The following is a 16288-nucleotide window of genomic DNA, read 5'->3' on the forward strand; positions in this document are numbered from 1 at the left end:
GATTACACATCTTCCGCGACGGATCCGAAGGCGCAATGACGCCGCGTTTGACGTGACAATGCGGGTCGCGCTCGCAACAGTGCTGCCCAAATCAGGGAGGGTTTCATGAGCCAGTATCCGCATCTCTTCACGCCGCTCGATCTGGGCCATGTCACGCTGCCTAACCGCGTGCTGATGGGCTCGATGCACACCAATCTCGAAGAGCGCGGCAATTGGAACGCGGTAGCCGAGTTCTATGCCGAGCGCGCGCGCGGCGGCGTCGCACTGATGGTGACCGGCGGCATGGCCCCCAATGCCGAAGGGGGCGTGTTTCCCGGTGCGGCGGGTCTTTTCACGCCGCAGGACATCGCCAACCACCGCCTGATCACCGATCGCGTCCATGAAGCGGGCGGGCGGATCGCGATGCAGATCCTCCATGCGGGCCGCTATGCTTACGGTCCCGATTGTGTCTCGGCCTCGGCCATCAAGTCCCCGATCTCCCCTTTCCCGCCGAAAGAACTCGACGAGGCCGGGATCGAGAAGCAGATCGCCGATATAGCGACCTCTGCCGCGCGCGCGCGCGAGGCGGGCTATGACGGGGTCGAGGTGATGGGCTCGGAAGGGTATTTCCTCAACCAGTTCCTCGTGCGCCATACGAACAAGCGCGAGGATCGCTGGGGCGGATCGTTCGAGAACCGGATGCGCCTTCCCGTCGAGGTGGTGCGCCGCGTGCGTGAGGCGGTCGGCCCCGATTTCATCGTGATCTACCGCATCTCGCTCATCGATCTGATCCCCGACGGCTCGACCTGGGAGGAAGTCGTCACACTTGCCAAGGCCATCGAGGCGGCCGGAGCCACGATCCTCAACACCGGCATCGGTTGGCACGAGGCCCGCGTGCCCACCATCGCGACCTCGGTGCCGCGCGCAGCCTTCACCTGGCTGACCGGACGGCTGCGCCCCGAGGTCTCGATCCCCGTCATCACCTCGAACCGGATCAACAATCCCGCCACCGCGGAAAGCGTGCTGGCCGAAGGTTGCGCCGATATGGTGTCGATGGCGCGCCCCTTCCTCGCCGATCCCGATTTCGTGGTGAAAGCCCGGGAAGGCCGCGCCGCAGAGATCGCGCCTTGCATCGCCTGCAACCAGGCCTGCCTCGACCACACCTTCCAGGGCAAGGTGTCGTCCTGCCTCGTGAACCCGCGCGCGGGCCACGAGACCGAGATCACCATCACGCCGACCGACGCGCCCAAGACCATCGCCGTCGTCGGCGCCGGACCCGCGGGCCTTTCGGCCGCGATAACCGCCGCGCAGCGCGGCCACGCGGTCACCGTCTTCGATCGCGGCGCCGAGATCGGCGGCCAGCTGACGATGGCGCGTGCGATCCCCGGCAAGGAAGAGTTCCACGGCCTCACCGACTGGTTCGCCACGATGGTCGCGAAGACCGGGGTGACGCTGAAACTCAACACCGAAGCGACGGTCGAGGCGCTGGCCGGGTTCGACGAGATCATCATCGCCACCGGCGTCCTGCCGCGCGACCCCGCGATCCCGAACGAGGGCGGGCAGGTCGTCAGCTACATCGACATCCTCAAGGGCCGTGTGACCGCAGGACCGCGTGTCGCGGTAATCGGCGCGGGCGGGATTGGCTTCGACGTGGCCGAGTTCCTGACCGTCAGCGACAGCCCGACGCTCGACCTCGAGGAATGGAAGCGCGAATGGGGCGTCGGTGATCCGGCGGCAACCCCGGGCGGTCTGGCCGAGCCGCAGCCCGAAGCCCCCGCGCGCACCGTCACCCTGCTACAGCGCAAGCGCGAGAAGCTGGGGCGTCGCCTTGGGAAAACCACCGGCTGGATTCACCGCGCGGCGCTTCAGATGAAGGACGTGAAGATGATCGGCGGGGTGAATTACGAGAAGATCACCACCGAGGGGCTGCATGTCACCTTCGGCGAGGCGCGTGAGAACCCGACGCTGATCCAAGCCGATACGGTCGTGCTTTGCGCGGGTCAGCTCTCGGATCGCACGCTTGCCGATCAGCTGATCGCGGCGGGCCGCAGCCCGCATGTGATCGGCGGCGCGGATGTCGCGGCCGAGCTGGACGCGAAACGCGCGATCGATCAGGGCACGCGCCTCGCCGCCGCGCTTTGAGGAATGGGAGGGGCGCGCCCCTCCCGCTCAGATACAGCGCCCGCCATCGACCTCCATCGCGACGCCGGTGATCATGCTCGCTTCGTCCGAGCACAGAAACAGCGCCGCGTTGGCCATATCCTCGGGGGTCGAAAACCGCCCGAGCGGGATCGTGGCGAGGAATTTCGCGCGTACCTCGGGCGTGTCTTCGCCCATGAAGCTTTTCAGAAGCGGCGTCTCTCCGGCGACCGGATTGATTGCGTTGACGCGGATACCCTCGGGAGCAAGCTCCACCGCCATCGCGCGGGTCGCGGTGATCATCCAGCCCTTCGAGGCATTGTACCAGTTGAGCCTGGGTCGCGGGCTCACGCCAGCGGTGGAGGCCACGTTGAGGATCGCACCCGAGCCCTGCGCCTTCATCAGCGGTACGATGTGGCGCGCGGTCAGGTAGACCGACTTGGCATTCACGTTGAGGACACGGTCGAACTCTTCCTCGGTGACCTCTTCCATCGGTTTGGGCAGATGGGTCGTGCCTGCATTGTTCACGAGGATGTCGATCCGACCCCAGGTGTCCTGCGCGGCCCTGGTCATCGCGGCGACATCCGCATTGCGGCTGACATCGACAGCGCAGGCGATCCCGCCGATCTCCTTGGCGACCGCCTGCGCGGCGTCTTCGTTCAGATCGGCGACCATGACGCGCGCGCCCTCGGCGGCGAAACGGCGCGCGATGCCCGCGCCGAAGCCCGAACCCGCACCGGTGACGATGGCGGTCTTGTTCTCAAGTCTCATGTGGCTCCTCCCTCCGGCGCACTGTGGCAGAAGGGAGGACGCACGCAAGGGGCTCGGTCGCCCCGCTCAGACGGCGATATTGTCGATCAGACGCACGTCGCCCAGCCAGAGCGCGGCAAGCATCCGCACCGGCTCCGCCAGATCTTCCGCAGGACGCAGCCCGTCGACGGTGCGAAGTTCGAGATATTCGATCTCGCGGAACCCAGCCTCAAGCAGCGCGGCTTCGGCATTGGTCAGCGCGATCTCCGCCGAGGCGCCGTCCCGGATCTCGGAGGCCGCAAGCTGCATGATCTCATGCAGACGCGGGGCGACCTCACGCTCGGCCTCGGTCAGACGCACGTTGCGCGAGGACATGGCGAGCCCGTCTTCCTCGCGGATCGTCGGGCAGCCGATGATGCGGGTCGGAATGTTGAGATCGCGCACGAGGCGCTGGACGACCTGCAATTGCTGCCAGTCCTTCTCACCGAAAAAGGCACGCCCCGCCTGCGTCATCCCGAAGAGCTTCGAGCAGACCGTGGCAACCCCGTCGAAATGGCCGGGCCGGAACGCGCCCTCGAGCGGCTCGGTGATGCCCGTGATCGAAACGGTCGTGGCAAAGCCATCGGGATAGACCTCGTCCACGCCGGGCGCGAAGAGCACATCGACGCCCTCGGCCTCAAGCAACGCCAGATCGCGGGCCTCGTCGCGCGGGTATTTGTCGAGGTCAGAGGCATTGTTGAACTGCATCGGGTTGACGAAGACTGTCACGATCACCCGGTCCGACTGCTCGCGGGCTGCACGTGCGAGGCTCAGATGGCCATCATGCAGCGCCCCCATCGTCGGTACCACGCCCACCAGCATGCCCGAGCGTTTCCAGGCGGCCACCTTGTCGCGCAGCTCGGCGGCGGTACGGATTACTTGCGTCATTTCTTGACCTCATCGGCAAAGCTGTGCTCGGCCGCCGGGAAGGAGCGCTCGCGCACCTCCGCCGCGTAATCGGCCACGGCCGCATCGGCCGCCACCCCGAGCTGCCCGAAACGCTTGACGAATTTCGGTTTGAAATCGGTGAACAGGCCCAGCATGTCATCGACCACGAGCACCTGACCGTCGCAACCCGCACCGGCACCGATCCCCACGGTCGGGATCGCGACCTCGGCGGTAATCTCATCGGCCAGCCCCTGCGGCACTTTCTCGAGCACGACCGAGAACGCCCCCGCTTCGGCGACGGCCTTCGCATCCGCGATCAACCGGGCACGGCCCTCGCCACGGCCCTGCACCTTGTAACCCCCCAGCGTGTTCACCGATTGCGGCGTCAGCCCGATATGCGCCATCACCGGGATGCCGCGCGCCACGAGAAACGCGATCGTCTCGGCCATGTGCACCCCGCCTTCAAGCTTCACCGCCCCCGCGCCGGTCTCGGCCATCAGCCGGGCGGCGTTGCGAAACGCCTGCGCGGGGCTTTCCTCGTAAGAGCCGAAGGGCATGTCGATCACCATCAGCGCGTTCGACAGCCCCCGCGCGACGGCCCGACCGTGCATCACCATCATCTCCATCGTGACGCCCAGGGTCGAGGGCAGCCCGTGCAACACCATGCCGACAGAGTCGCCCACCAGCACCAGATCGCAATGCGGATCGACCAGCTTCGCGATCGGCGTCGTATAGGCGGTGAGGCACACGATCGGCGCGCCGCCCTTCATGGCAAGAATGTCGGCGGGCATCTTCTGACGCGAGGTTCCAGTGGCGCTCATGGGGCAATCCTCCCTGATCTGCTTGGTCGCGACTCCTAACGTTCCAAGCCGCACAAGGGAAGATAGGAATGCCGCAACGCCGCAACACGGGGGAGATCGGAGGGGCTTTTCCCCTCTTTCAAAAACGAAAAAAGGCGCGGCCCATCAGGCGCCGCGCCGTTTTCGTGGTGCATGAATTTTGGCTCAGTTGCTTGCCAGTGTCCCGACGGGACAAGGCGCGGTGCCAGGATAACCGCAATCGGCCGATTGTGCGGTTTCACCCGACGCGCCCACCTGCTCTGCCAGCGCCACCGAGGCTTCGTGCTGCTCCTGCTCGACCTTGTTCTGATCGGCGATCAGCCCGGCCTCCCAGGCCTTCTGGTCTTCCGCGATCGCGACCTGATTATAGGCCGAGACGACATAGCCCGAATGGAGCTGGACCACCGGCCCTTCCATGTCGAGGCTTTCCTCGCGGTTGCGCACCTTCACCTCGGTCCCTTTCGGAATCTTGTTGAAGAGGTCGATGATGTCTTGGTTGAACAGACGGATACAGCCCGCCGAGGTCGCCCGCCCGATCGAGGAGGGGTCCATCGTGCCGTGGATGCGGTAATAGGTATCCTTGCCGTCCTTGTAGAGATAAAGCGCCCGAGCCCCGAGCGGGTTATCGAGACCACCGGGCAGACCATCCTTGAGCGGCCCGTAAAGATCGGGATCTTCATTGATCATGTTCTGCGTGGGCGTCCAGCTGGGATATTCCTGCTTGCGCTGGATCGTGGCATCGCCCGCGAAGCCCTTGCCGTCACGGCCCACGGCAACGCCGTAACGCTCGGCCTGTCCGGGGGCGGTGATGTAATAGAGGAAGCGCGCATAGGGATCGACGACGATCGTGCCGACCGGCTCGGGGCCATGGTAGGGCACGATCTGACGACGGTTGCGCTCGACGAGATATTTTGGGTTCACCGCCGGGATTTCCTTCCCGTCATCGTTGCGGGCCTGATACTCCGCGGGGACCGTTTTGCTCGACTGGGTCGGCTGGGCATATTGGTGCGGCTCGCTCGCGCAGGCCGCCAGAATGCCGAGAAGACCCACCAGCAATGCAGGCCGGGTCACACGATTGAGCGTCATCGAACACGTGGTCACTTGCAATTCCCTGTCTCTCTTCGGAGGGCGCGCCCGCGCCCGGTTCCCGATCACCAATCCGCTAGATAGGTGAAAGTTCCCTCCTCTCACACTAACATGAATGTGATCGAGTCCCCTTCTCTCCCCGTCGGCGGAAAGCCGCCCCCTTGACCTCGCCCGATCAGCGACGGACCTTGACACCATTCGCGAGACGAGAGGAGGCGCCCCGGATGACCCTGCCGCTATGGTTCGACCCCGAAGAAATGCTGATCGGGGGCCGCTGGCGCCGCGGCTCCGAGACCTTGGCCGTCGAGAATCCCTCGGATGGATCAGAAATGGCGAGGGTCGCACGCGGCACCCCCTTTGACATCGACGAGGCCGTGGCCGCGGCGCAAGACGCGCTCGATGGCGACTGGGGCCGGTTTACCGCCGTCGAGCGTGGCCGTCTCCTGATGAAGATGTCGGCCCTCGTGCTCTCGCGCATCGATGATCTAGCGGTGATCGAGGCAATGGATGTCGGAAAACCTCTGAGCCAGGCACGCGCCGATGTGACCGCACTCGCCCGCTACCTGGAATTCTACGGCGGCGCCGCCGACAAGGTGATGGGCGAGACGATCCCCTACCTGAACGGTTACACCGCCTATACCCTGCGCGAACCCCATGGCGTGACGGCCCATATCGTGCCCTGGAATTACCCGATGCAAATCATCGGCCGGTCCGTCGGCGCAGCCCTCGCGATGGGCAATGCCGCTGTCGTCAAGCCGGCCGAGGAAGCCTCGCTGACAGCCCTTGCCTTCGCCCGGATCGCCGAAGAGGCCGGAATGCCCGCAGGCGCGCTGAACATCGTCCCCGGGCTGGGCGAGGAAGCGGGGGCCGCGCTGTCTTCGCATCCGGGCATCAACCACATCTCCTTCACCGGCTCGGTCGCGGTGGGACAGCTCATTCAGGCCGCCGCTGCGGCAAATGTCGTGCCCGTCACGCTCGAACTGGGCGGCAAATCCCCCCAGCTCGTCTTCGCCGATGCCGATCTCGACCGCGCGCTGCCATTCCTGATCAATGCGGGCATCCAGAATGCGGGGCAGACCTGCTCGGCGGCCTCGCGGATCCTGGTCGAGCGCACGCGCTACGATGAAGTGCTCGAGAAGATGGCTGCATGCTATCGCGAGCTGGTCGTGGGCCCGGCGCTTGCCGATCACAATCTCGGCCCGCTGATCTCACGCCACCAGAAACACATCGTCGAGGCCTATCTGAGTCTCGCCTCGGATCTGACCATCGCCGCGCAAGGCACGATCGCCGGGGACGCACCCGCGACCGGCCATTACGTCGCGCCCACCCTGATTGGTGGCGGCCATGGTGGGCACAGGCTTGCACAAGAGGAGATCTTCGGCCCGGCGCAGATCGTCATTCCCTTCGAGGATGAGGAAGACGCCGTCGCCATCGCCAACGGGACCGATTATGGGCTCGTGGCTTCGGTCTGGTCCGAAAACGGCCCCCGCCTGATGCGCCTCGCCAAACGGTTGCGCGCAGGACAGGTGTTTCTCAACAATTACGGCGCAGGCGGCGGGGTCGAACTTCCCTTCGGCGGGACCGGAAAATCCGGCCATGGCCGCGAGAAGGGGTTCGAAGCGCTCTACGGCTTTTCCAGCCTGAAGACCGTCGCTGCCTGGCACGGCTGATCCCGCTTCTTCTTGACGAAAATATCTCGGGGGAGTCCGCGCCAGCGGACGGGGGCAGAGCCCCCTTCTCTTCCATTATCTGTCGCCCTCCAGCGACGGGGCAGAGCCCCCCTTCGCAAGTAAAGGTCTCGCTCAGGGTGTCAGCAACTCCGCCAGCACCAGCGCCATCACCTTGGCACTGTCGGCCATGTCGGTGATGCCCACCCATTCGTCGGGCTGATGGGCCAGTTCCAGCAATCCCGGACCATAGGCGATGCAGTTCTTCAGCCGCCCGATCCGGTCGATATGTTTCTGGTCATAAGTGCCCGGACTGACGACATAGGCCGCCTCGCGCCCCAGCACCGCTTCGATCGCGGCGGCGGTCGAGCGCACCACGGGCGCATCGTGCTCCGTCATCGAGGGCTGCACCTCGAAGAGATCGCGGATCTCGTAGCGAAACGTAGGCCGGCGCACCTTTACCCGCTCCATCAGCGCGGTGATCTCTGCCTTCACCTCGGCGAGATCCTCCTCGATGAGGAAGCGCCGGTCGATCACGATGCGGCAGCGATCGGCCACGCAGGGCGCGGGCAGGCCGGTATAGTCCGCCTCCTGCTCGGCTTCGCCGCCATGGATCGAGTTGATGTTCAGCGTCGAGGCCCGCGCGCCCTCGGGGATCACCGGCATCTCGGTGCGCTTGCCCAGCAGGAGCGGATAGAGCGTCTCCTCCATCTCGGCCAGAACCGCCCCCATATGGCGGATCGCGCTGTCGCCGAGGAATGGCATCGAGCCATGCGCGATCCGACCCATCGTCTCGATTTCCGCCCACCAGACGCCGCGATGACCGAGGCAGATCTGATCCTTGTGGAGGGGCTCGGGGATGATGACGTGCTGAACGCGTGCGGGATCGAACCGGCCTTGCGTCGCGAGATAGGCCACCCCTCCATAGCCTCCCGTTTCCTCGTCAGCCGTGGCCGAGATCTCGATCGTACCCGCGAAATCCGGGCACACCGCCAGGAACGCCTCCGCCGCGATCACCGAGGCGGCAAGCCCGCCCTTCATGTCGCAAGCCCCGCGCCCGTAGATCCGATCACCCTCGATCTCTGCGCCGAACGGATCGCGGGTCCAGCCGTGGCCGACCTCGACCACGTCGTGATGCGAGTTGAAATGCACGCACTCACCGACGCGCGCTCCCTCGATCCGCGCGATGAGGTTCCAGCGCGGATACCGTTCGCTGTCGCCGGGCGCATCCTGCGCGCGGATCAGCTCCGTCGCAAAGCCTCGCGCGCCGAGCCGGTCCGCGAGATATTCGCAGATCTCGAGATAATGCCGCCCCGGCGGGTTGAGCGTCGGGATGCGGATGAGATCCTGGGTCAGCGCGACCAGATCGTCGCGACGGCTGTAGATCTCGAGCTTGAGGCGCGCAGCAAGGTCCATGCCGCCACGCTAGACCCGCCCCGGCCCGCGCTCCAAGCGGAAAACGCATGGCCAAGAACGACCCGGCGCGCTATTGCAGGGCAAACCCGGCGAGGGCGTCGGGCAGGAGGACGATGATGAACCTGTTTCTGGGCTTTGCGCTGGTGATCTGCATCGCCGTGGGCGGCTGGCTGTCGAAATATGACTGGGCGAAACTGCTCGCGCTGGTACCGGTCGGAATGCTGCTGCCGGCCTTCTACATGACCGGCACCGCCTGCGGCGCGGGCTTCGTGTTCAATTTCTTCTCGGATGCTGGCAGCTGCACGAACGGCTACGCCCCGCGCCAGATGTTCGCCGCGACCTATGTGATGGCGCTGATCCCCGTCGCCGTCGCTGCCATCGCGATCAAGCTGATCCGCATGGCCATGGCCGCGCGCAAGGGCTGAGACCGGGGTCGGAGCGAGGGCAGAGGCTGGCCTTCGCCGCCGCGCACGCTTAGGCTTCACCCGTTCTGGCAAGGAGCGCAGGATGCTGGCACTTATCCGCCTGGCGATTTTCGGCCTGATCGCGCTGACGATCCTGTTCTGGCTGGTGCGGATCTATGCCCGCTCGCTGCGTCGAGAATCGCTCGAGAAGGAATGGGACGTCACCCATGCCTATGGTGAGACGGCACAGCCCCGCGACGCTTTTGTCGAAGAAGGCATGCGGGATTACGAAAAGAGTCTGCTGCGCAAGCTGATCTGGCTTGTGTATGTGCTGCCGATCGGGCTGATCGCGGTAATTGTCTATTTCATGAATTACAGGTGAGGGTGCGATGCGTTACGTGAAATGGGGCTTCTGGGCGGTGCTGTTCGCCATCGTGGCGACGTTCCTGCATTACAACCTGCCGCGCCACGACATCGTGCGCATCGTGGGCACCGAGGTGCGCCGCGTCGATTTCGGCGAGAACTCGATCTTCTGGGCCACGCCGGATGTGGGCACCGCGAATGCCACGAGCCGCGACGTGCGCTTCATCAACACGGTACGCCCGAACGGCAAGACGCTGGTGTTTCGCAACGAGGATACCGGCTGGGGCTGGCCGCCCTATTTCAAGCTCGACAGCTCCGATCTTCAGGCCCAGGCCGAATCGCAGATCTCGACCCAGGCGGACCCGATCTGGGTGTCGGTGACGCGCTATGGCTGGCGTTCGCGCTGGCTGAGCATCTTCCCCAACGCGGTTGGGCTGAAAGTCGTGCCCAGCCCCGATACGCGGATCATCCCTTGGGCGAATATCATCATCCTCACCCTGCTCGTTCTGATCTTGCTCACGATCCGCGCCATGTGGCGGCAATTCCGCGAGCGCTCGATTGACCCGCTGATCGACGATGCGGGCGAGGCCTGGGACGATGCCGAAGAGGGTGCGAAAGGGTTCTTCGACCGGCTCTTCGGAAGGAAATGAGCGCGAGGGGCACTGCCCCCGCGCGCATCCTCCCCGGTATATTGCAAGCAGCTGGAGGGACGAGGATCAGACCTCGCCGTGCGCGAACCGCTCGCGCATGAGACGGTCGGCCACCTCGAGCACCAGTGCGTCCTCGCCCAGTCGGCCCACGACCTGCACCCCGATCGGGCGGCCCGCGCTGTCTTCGAGCACCGGGACCGTGCAGGCGGGAAAGCCCAGAAGCGACCAGATCCGGTTGAAGGCGGGATCGCCCGTGCCGCTCTCGAAAGCCGGGGCTGCGCCGGCGGCGGCCGGGGTCAGCCAGATGTCTCCGGGAGAGGTCTCTGCCATCATGCGCTGACGGAAGGCCAGCATCGCGGCCCGGTCGGTCAGACGCTGCTCGGACGTTTGCGCCGCGCCCTCCTCGATCTGCGCGCGCAGTTTTTCGGAAAGACGGTCAGCGCCGATCTCATATTCATGCGCCAGCGCCTCGGAGGCTTCGACGGCCATGATCCGGGCATGTAGCGCGGGAATATCGCGCATCGTGGCGCTCAACGCGGCACCGAATGGCGCGCTCTGGGCGGCGGGCAGGCTGGCCTCGAAATCCGTCCAGGCGGAATGGAGGTCGGGCGTTCCCATCTCCCATGTCGGCCCCCGGAAAACTGCAAGGCGCGGTGTGACCCCTGTCTGCCCCGGTTGCAGGGCGAGCCCCGAGAGCGCCTCGATCGCGAGCGCCGCATCAGGCACCGAGCGTGCGAAAGCTCCGACCGTGTCGAAAGAGCGGGCGAAGACGGCCACGCCCCAGGTCTCGACCAGATCGAAAGAGGGTTTGTAGCCGACCACCCCGCAGAAGGAAGCGGGACGGATGATCGAGCCGGAGGTCTGCGTACCCAGCGCGAGCGGCACCATTCCGGCGGCGACCGCAGCGGCCGAACCCGAGGAAGAGCCGCCCGGCGTCGCCCCCGGCACCGCCGGGTTGCGGGTGCGGCAGGGCTGATAGCCCGCGAATTCCGTCGTCTCGGTCTTGCCAAGGATTACCGCCCCGGCCGCCCGTGCAAGCGCCACCGACCCCGCGTCGAATTGCGCGATCCGGTCGGCCCAGATCGGCGAACCGCAGCGCCAGGGCATATCGCGCACCGCGAAGATATCCTTGATCCCGAGCGTCACCCCGTGCAGCCGCCCGCGCATCGGTCCCGCATCAAGCGTGCGGGCACGGGCCAGTGCGCCTTCGCTGTCCAGATGCACCCACGCCCCGATCTCGTCTTCCGCAGCGGCGCACCGTTCAAGCCGCGCACGCAGAGCGCGTTCCGCGCTCAGCCGCCCCTCCGAGATGGCGCGCACCGTCGCGACCGCTCCGGGCAGATTCTCCGCAAGATCCTTCATCGGCTCATCCCTCCCACTGGCCCAGCGCCGCGCGGTAGATCCTAACCGCTTCTTCGAGACGTGACAGGGCGACATATTCGTCGGTTTTATGTGCAAGCCCCGGCTCTCCAGGACCAAGAATGACGGTCGGCACCCCTTCCAGAGCGGGCGTGAAGATCGACGCGTCGGTGAAATAGCTCATCGCCATCGGATCGGAGGGCTGGCCCGCCTCGAGGGCGGTGAGTGCGGTGATCGCCGCCAACCACGGAACGTTCGGATCGGTCCAGACGGCGGGCAGGTCGATGATCCGCGACAGCTCTGCCCCGGCGGGCAGGCACGCTTCTATTTTCGCCACGAGTTCGTCATGCACCACGCCCGGAACCGAGCGCAGATCGAGCGTAACCTCGCAGCGATCGGGAACGGAATTGGTGTTCAGCCCGCCGGAGATCGTGCCGATATTCAGGCTCGGCGCGCCCATCACCGGATGCGCAGAGCCGAGATCGACCATCTTGATCTGCGCAAGCGCGGCCATCGCGAGTTCGATCGCATTCACCCCCGCCTCGGGGGCCGAGCCATGCGCGGTCACCCCGTGGAAAACGAGCCGCAGCCAGAGTGCGCCCTTATGCCCGGGCACTGCACGGTTCGCGGTGGGTTCGGCCACAATCAGCGCGCCGATCGGCGGCAGCGGGCCGGCCGCGACCATCGCGCGGGCGCCGTCACTGCCGGTTTCCTCGCCCGCAGTGAGCAGGATCGCGATCCCACCCGGCGGCACCGGCGCATCGAGCGCAGCGCAGAGAAAGGCCGCGACGCCGCCTTTCATGTCGGTGCTGCCCCGCCCGTAGAGCTTGCCGTCTTCGATCAGACCGTCATGCGGCGGGTAGCGCCACGCGGAACCACCCAGCGGCACCGTGTCGAGATGCCCGGTGAAGCCAAGCGCCTGACCAGCACCGGTCCCCTTCGTAGCGATCAGGTTGCTGCGGTCCGGGCCTTGCGCAATGACCTCGACATCGAACCCGCCACCGCGCAGCAGATCGGCGCAGAAGGCCATCGCCTCGGCCTCCTGTCCGGGCGGGTTGATGGTGTCGAAACCGATCAGGCGGCGGGTGAGGTCAGTGACATCCATCCCGTCACCCGAAATAGGCTTCGTGCACGGCCTCATCAGAGGCGAGATCGGCGGCCGCCCCCTGCGCGACCAGCTTGCCGCCCGAGAGCACATAACCGTAATCGGAAATCGCGAGCGTCTGGCGCACGTTCTGTTCGACGAGGAACACGGTGATACCCTCGTCCCGGATGCCCTGGATGATGCGGAAGTTTTCTTTCACGTAGAGCGGCGAGAGGCCGAGCGAGGGCTCGTCGATCAGCAGGATCTTCGGCCCGCCCATCAGCCCGCGCCCGATCGAGACCATCGCCTGTTCACCGCCCGACATCGTGCCCGCGAGCTGGTCGCGTCGCTCGGCAAGCCGCGGGAACAGCGTGAAGACCTTGTCGAGCCGCTGCCGGATCAGCGCCTCGTCACGGACCTGATAGGCCCCGAGACGCAGGTTCTCGGTCACGCTCATCTTGGGGAACATGCGACGGCCTTCGGGGATCGCGGCGATGCCGCGCGCGATCACCTTGTGGGTCGGCAGACCCGTGATGTCCTCGCCCTCGAGCTTGATCGTGCCCGCATTGGGCGGCGTCAGCCCGAGGATCGCGCGGATCAGGGTCGATTTCCCCGCGCCGTTCGAGCCCAGCAAGCAGGTGATCTTGCCCGGCGCGACGTCGAGCGAGACATCGTGGAGTACATCGGCCTTGTCATAGGCAGCGCGGAGGTTGCGGATTTCGATCCCTGCCATCAGTCGGCTCCCAGATAGGCATTTTGCACTTCGCTGTCGGCGGCCACCTCGGCATAGGTGCCCTCGGCGATCTTGCGGCCATAGCTCAGCACGATGCAGCGGTCGGTGATACGTTCGATCACGCCCATCTCGTGCTCGACGATGATGATCGAGAGCCCTTCGCCGCGCGCGCGCACGTCGAGGATATCGTCCATCAGCTGGTGGGTTTCGTCATGGGTCATCCCCGCCGAGGGCTCGTCGAGCAGCAAAAGGCGCGGGCCCGAGATCAACGCGCGGCAGATCTCGATCCGGCGGCGCTCGATCATCGGCAAGGTGCCCACGGGCTGATCCATCCGATCGGCCAGATGCCCCGAGAAGGTCGCCACGAGATCACGCGCCTGGCGGCGGGTCATGTCGAGCTGCTCTTGCAGCCCGCGCCGTGAAATCAGGTTCGACCACAGCCCACGCACGAGCCGCGAGGTGTCGCCGATCATGATATTGTCGTAAATCGAGAGCGGCAGGCACAGGCGCGAGCGCTGGAAGGTCCGCACGATCCCCGCCTCATAGACCGCGCGCGGATCGGCACCGGTGATTTCCTGCCCCTCGAAGAAGACCTGCCCCCCGGTCGGTCCGTAGATGCCGGTGAGCACGTTGAAACTGGTGGTCTTGCCCGAACCGTTCGGGCCGATCAGGCCGAGGATCTCGCTCTGGTCGAGCGTCATCGAAAAATCGTCCAGTGCGGTGACCCCGCCGAAACGCTTCACGACATTGCGGAATTCAAGCAACGGTCCGGTCATGCGTCGGTCCTCCGGTTCGGGAAGAAGTTGCGAAGATGGCGCGGCAGGATGCCCTCGGGGCGGAACAGCAGCACCAGCATCACGAGGATCGAGAAGAGCAGGAACCGGTATTCCTGAAGGAGTTGCAGCTTCTCGGGCAAGAGCACCACGATCGCGGCTGCAATCGCGCCGCCCCAGGGACTGCCGAGGCCGCCCAGGAGCACGATCGACACCAGCAGCAGGCTGTCGGAAAAGGTGAAGGAGGCCGGCGCGATGAAGGAGATCATCATCCCGTAAAGCGCCCCGCTCACCCCGAGGATCACGTTGCCAAGCAGGAAGGCGAGGATCTTCGTGCGCTTGACCGAGATCCCGAAACAGGCAGCGGCCGTCTCATCGAGCCGCACCGCATCCATGTGCAACCCGATCCAGCTGCGCTCCAAGCGTCGGAACAGGACGAAGACCAGCGCCGCCAGCCCCGCCGCAAGCAGCGCGTAGTTGACGTAGAAGGAAATCTCGAGGTTGCCGAGGCTCGGCGCGTTGAAGAAATCCCACCCGAAGAGCTTCATCGAATTGACCATCAGCCCCTGCGGACCGCCGAGGATCTCGTTGACCTCGAGAAAGGTGCGGAACAGCACGCCGAAGGCGATGGTGACGACAGCGGCGTAATGGCCCGTCGTGCGCACGATCGGGATCAGCAGCGGCAGGCTGATCGCCATCGCGACGATCCCGCCCGCAAGCAGGATCAAGAGCGGCGGGATCTCCGCCACATTGCCCAGTACCGCGGCCGTATAAGCGCCTGCGCCGAAGAAAGCCGCGCCCGCGAAATTCACGAGGCCGGTGAAGCCGAACTGGATGTTCAGCCCCAGCGACGCCACGAAATAGAGCAACACCGTCGAGATCATCAGCAGCGCGAAATGCGAGCCCGACAGGACCAGGATCAACCCGATCAGCACCGCAAAGGCGAGCCGATTGAGCCGCGTCTCCGAGGCCGCCCAATCACGCTCGACGCGCCGCACGAAGCCGGTTTTGATCGCGACGCCGGTCGCCACGACTGCAAGCACGAGCAGCGAGAGAACCTGCCAGGTTTCCTCGGCCATCAGCAGTGCCCAGGAGTAGAGCCCCGCGGCCACGATTACCGCAGCGGCGGAGATCCAGGGGCGCGAGAGCTGCGATTGCGGGAGGGAAATATCGGTCATCTGTCTTACACCCGGTCGCTGGAACGTTCAGGGATCAGCCCGGTCGGCTTCCATGCCATCAGGGCAATCACCACGGCGAAGGCGAACACGTCCTTGTAGGCCGAGGCAAAGGGCAGAAGGGCCGCGCCGATGACCTGAAGCCCCGCGAAGAGGAAGCCGCCCAGGATCGCGCCATAGAGATTGCCCAGCCCCCCGATGATCGCCGCCGAGAAGCCGATCAGGCCGAGGATCAGTCCCATGCCGAAATTGATCTCGTTGTAGTAGAGCCCGTTCATGATGCCCGCGAAGGCCGCCACGCCCGAGCCGATCGCGAAGGTCGCCAGCACGACGAGCGTGTAGTTGATCCCCATCGTGCGCGCCGTCTCTTCGTCCTGCGCCACGGCGCGGATCGCGAGGCCCAGACGCGTGCGGTTGATCACGAGATTCAGAAGCCCGATCAGCCCCAGCCCAGACACCACCAGGATCACACTGTCGGCGCGCAGCGCAAAGCTGCCGATCTCGACCGAGGCGTCGGGCAGCAGCGCCGGAAAGGCCTTGGGGTTCGAACCGTTCGGGTAGAACAGCCGCACCGCCTCGCGGATCGCCGTGCCCAGCATCAGCGTGATCAGCAGCGTATTGAGCTGCGGCGCCTTCTTGAGCGGGAGGATCAGCCAGTTCGCGATCGCCGCCCCGATCAGGGCCGTGCCTGCGAGGCTGCACAACAGCACACCCGCGAGCTGGATCCATGGATTGACGATCCCGATCGCCTCCAGGCCGAGCCAGGCGGTAAAGCCGATGAAGGTGCCCAGCATGAGCACATCGCCGTGGCTGAACTTGATGACATCGAGCACGCCGAAGAACAGCGTGAACCCCACCGCAACGAGCGCATACATTGTTCCGAGCAGGATGCCGTTGGCGAGGTATTGAGCGATCAGACCGAGATCCATTCGTGCCTCTTCGTT

16 protein-coding genes are annotated in these 16288 nt (G+C 65.5%); 5 read left to right on the top strand and 11 right to left on the bottom strand.

The features are described 5' to 3' along the window. Positions 1–105: 105 nt before the first annotated feature. Positions 106–2121: an NADPH-dependent 2,4-dienoyl-CoA reductase gene (locus BMG00_RS07480; protein ID WP_078573797.1), complete on the top strand. Its 2016-nt coding sequence runs from the start codon at positions 106–108 to the stop codon at positions 2119–2121. Positions 2122–2148: 27 nt separating this feature from the next. Here BMG00_RS07480 and BMG00_RS07485 read toward each other — a convergent pair whose 3' ends face one another. From BMG00_RS07485 to BMG00_RS07500, 4 genes are all read right to left on the bottom strand, one after another. After that, a complete protein-coding gene (locus BMG00_RS07485) occupies positions 2149–2889 on the bottom strand; it encodes an SDR family oxidoreductase (protein WP_078526033.1) in 741 nt (246 codons plus the stop codon). Positions 2890–2955: 66 nt separating this feature from the next. Further along, a complete protein-coding gene (panC, locus tag BMG00_RS07490; RefSeq protein WP_078526035.1) occupies positions 2956–3795 on the bottom strand; it encodes a pantoate--beta-alanine ligase in 840 nt (279 codons plus the stop codon). Continuing rightward, complete coding sequence (gene panB / locus BMG00_RS07495; protein ID WP_078573798.1) at positions 3792–4616, bottom strand: 3-methyl-2-oxobutanoate hydroxymethyltransferase; 825 nt, start codon at positions 4614–4616, stop codon at positions 3792–3794. The genes panC and panB overlap by 4 nt, the downstream gene beginning before the upstream one ends. Before the next feature lie 183 nt (positions 4617–4799). Next, on the bottom strand, positions 4800–5735 hold the full coding sequence (locus BMG00_RS07500; RefSeq protein ID WP_337957669.1) for a L,D-transpeptidase: 936 nt from the start codon (positions 5733–5735) through the stop codon (positions 4800–4802). 209 nt (positions 5736–5944) lie between these two features. Between BMG00_RS07500 and BMG00_RS07505 the strand changes: the two genes are divergently transcribed. Continuing rightward, positions 5945–7390: an aldehyde dehydrogenase family protein gene (locus tag BMG00_RS07505; protein WP_078573799.1), complete on the top strand. Its 1446-nt coding sequence runs from the start codon at positions 5945–5947 to the stop codon at positions 7388–7390. A 132-nt stretch (positions 7391–7522) separates the two neighbouring features. Here the strand turns inward: BMG00_RS07505 and BMG00_RS07510 are convergent, their stop codons facing one another. Then, entirely contained in the window at positions 7523–8803 is a 1281-nt protein-coding gene (locus BMG00_RS07510) for an acetylornithine deacetylase/succinyl-diaminopimelate desuccinylase family protein (protein WP_078526043.1), read from the bottom strand. A 116-nt stretch (positions 8804–8919) separates the two neighbouring features. Between BMG00_RS07510 and BMG00_RS07515 the strand changes: the two genes are divergently transcribed. The 3 genes from BMG00_RS07515 (at position 8920) to BMG00_RS07525 (ending at position 10220) form a co-directional block, all read left to right on the top strand. Beyond that, positions 8920–9228 (top strand): hypothetical protein, encoded by a 309-nt coding sequence (locus BMG00_RS07515; protein WP_078526045.1) that lies wholly within the window; start codon positions 8920–8922, stop codon positions 9226–9228. 82 nt (positions 9229–9310) lie between these two features. Next, entirely contained in the window at positions 9311–9589 is a 279-nt protein-coding gene (locus tag BMG00_RS07520) for a hypothetical protein (RefSeq protein ID WP_078526047.1), read from the top strand. A 7-nt stretch (positions 9590–9596) separates the two neighbouring features. Beyond that, on the top strand, positions 9597–10220 hold the full coding sequence (locus tag BMG00_RS07525) for a DUF1523 family protein (protein WP_078573801.1): 624 nt from the start codon (positions 9597–9599) through the stop codon (positions 10218–10220). 66 nt (positions 10221–10286) lie between these two features. Here the strand turns inward: BMG00_RS07525 and BMG00_RS07530 are convergent, their stop codons facing one another. Genes BMG00_RS07530 through BMG00_RS07555 form a run of 6 tightly spaced genes read right to left on the bottom strand, consistent with a single transcriptional unit; the run spans position 10287 to position 16273 of the window. Further along, on the bottom strand, positions 10287–11582 hold the full coding sequence (locus BMG00_RS07530; protein ID WP_158521694.1) for an amidase: 1296 nt from the start codon (positions 11580–11582) through the stop codon (positions 10287–10289). 4 nt (positions 11583–11586) lie between these two features. Then, complete coding sequence (locus BMG00_RS07535) at positions 11587–12684, bottom strand: M20 family metallopeptidase (protein ID WP_078573803.1); 1098 nt, start codon at positions 12682–12684, stop codon at positions 11587–11589. Between the two features lie 4 nt (positions 12685–12688). Then, entirely contained in the window at positions 12689–13396 is a 708-nt protein-coding gene (locus tag BMG00_RS07540) for an ABC transporter ATP-binding protein (RefSeq protein ID WP_078573804.1), read from the bottom strand. Next, a complete protein-coding gene (locus BMG00_RS07545) occupies positions 13396–14172 on the bottom strand; it encodes an ABC transporter ATP-binding protein (protein WP_078526057.1) in 777 nt (258 codons plus the stop codon). Before BMG00_RS07545 ends, BMG00_RS07540 begins: the two co-directional genes overlap by 1 nt. Beyond that, the gene (locus BMG00_RS07550) at positions 14169–15347 is read right to left on the bottom strand and encodes a branched-chain amino acid ABC transporter permease (protein WP_078573805.1); all 1179 of its coding nucleotides are present in this window, start codon (positions 15345–15347) and stop codon (positions 14169–14171) included. The genes BMG00_RS07545 and BMG00_RS07550 overlap by 4 nt, the downstream gene beginning before the upstream one ends. A gap of 5 nt (positions 15348–15352) precedes the next feature. Continuing rightward, positions 15353–16273, bottom strand: a complete 921-nt coding sequence (locus BMG00_RS07555) for a branched-chain amino acid ABC transporter permease (RefSeq protein WP_078526061.1) — start codon at positions 16271–16273, stop codon at positions 15353–15355. Positions 16274–16288: the final 15 nt, after the last annotated feature.

This window comes from Thioclava marina (assembly GCF_002020135.1).
Lineage (GTDB): Bacteria > Pseudomonadota > Alphaproteobacteria > Rhodobacterales > Rhodobacteraceae > Thioclava > Thioclava marina.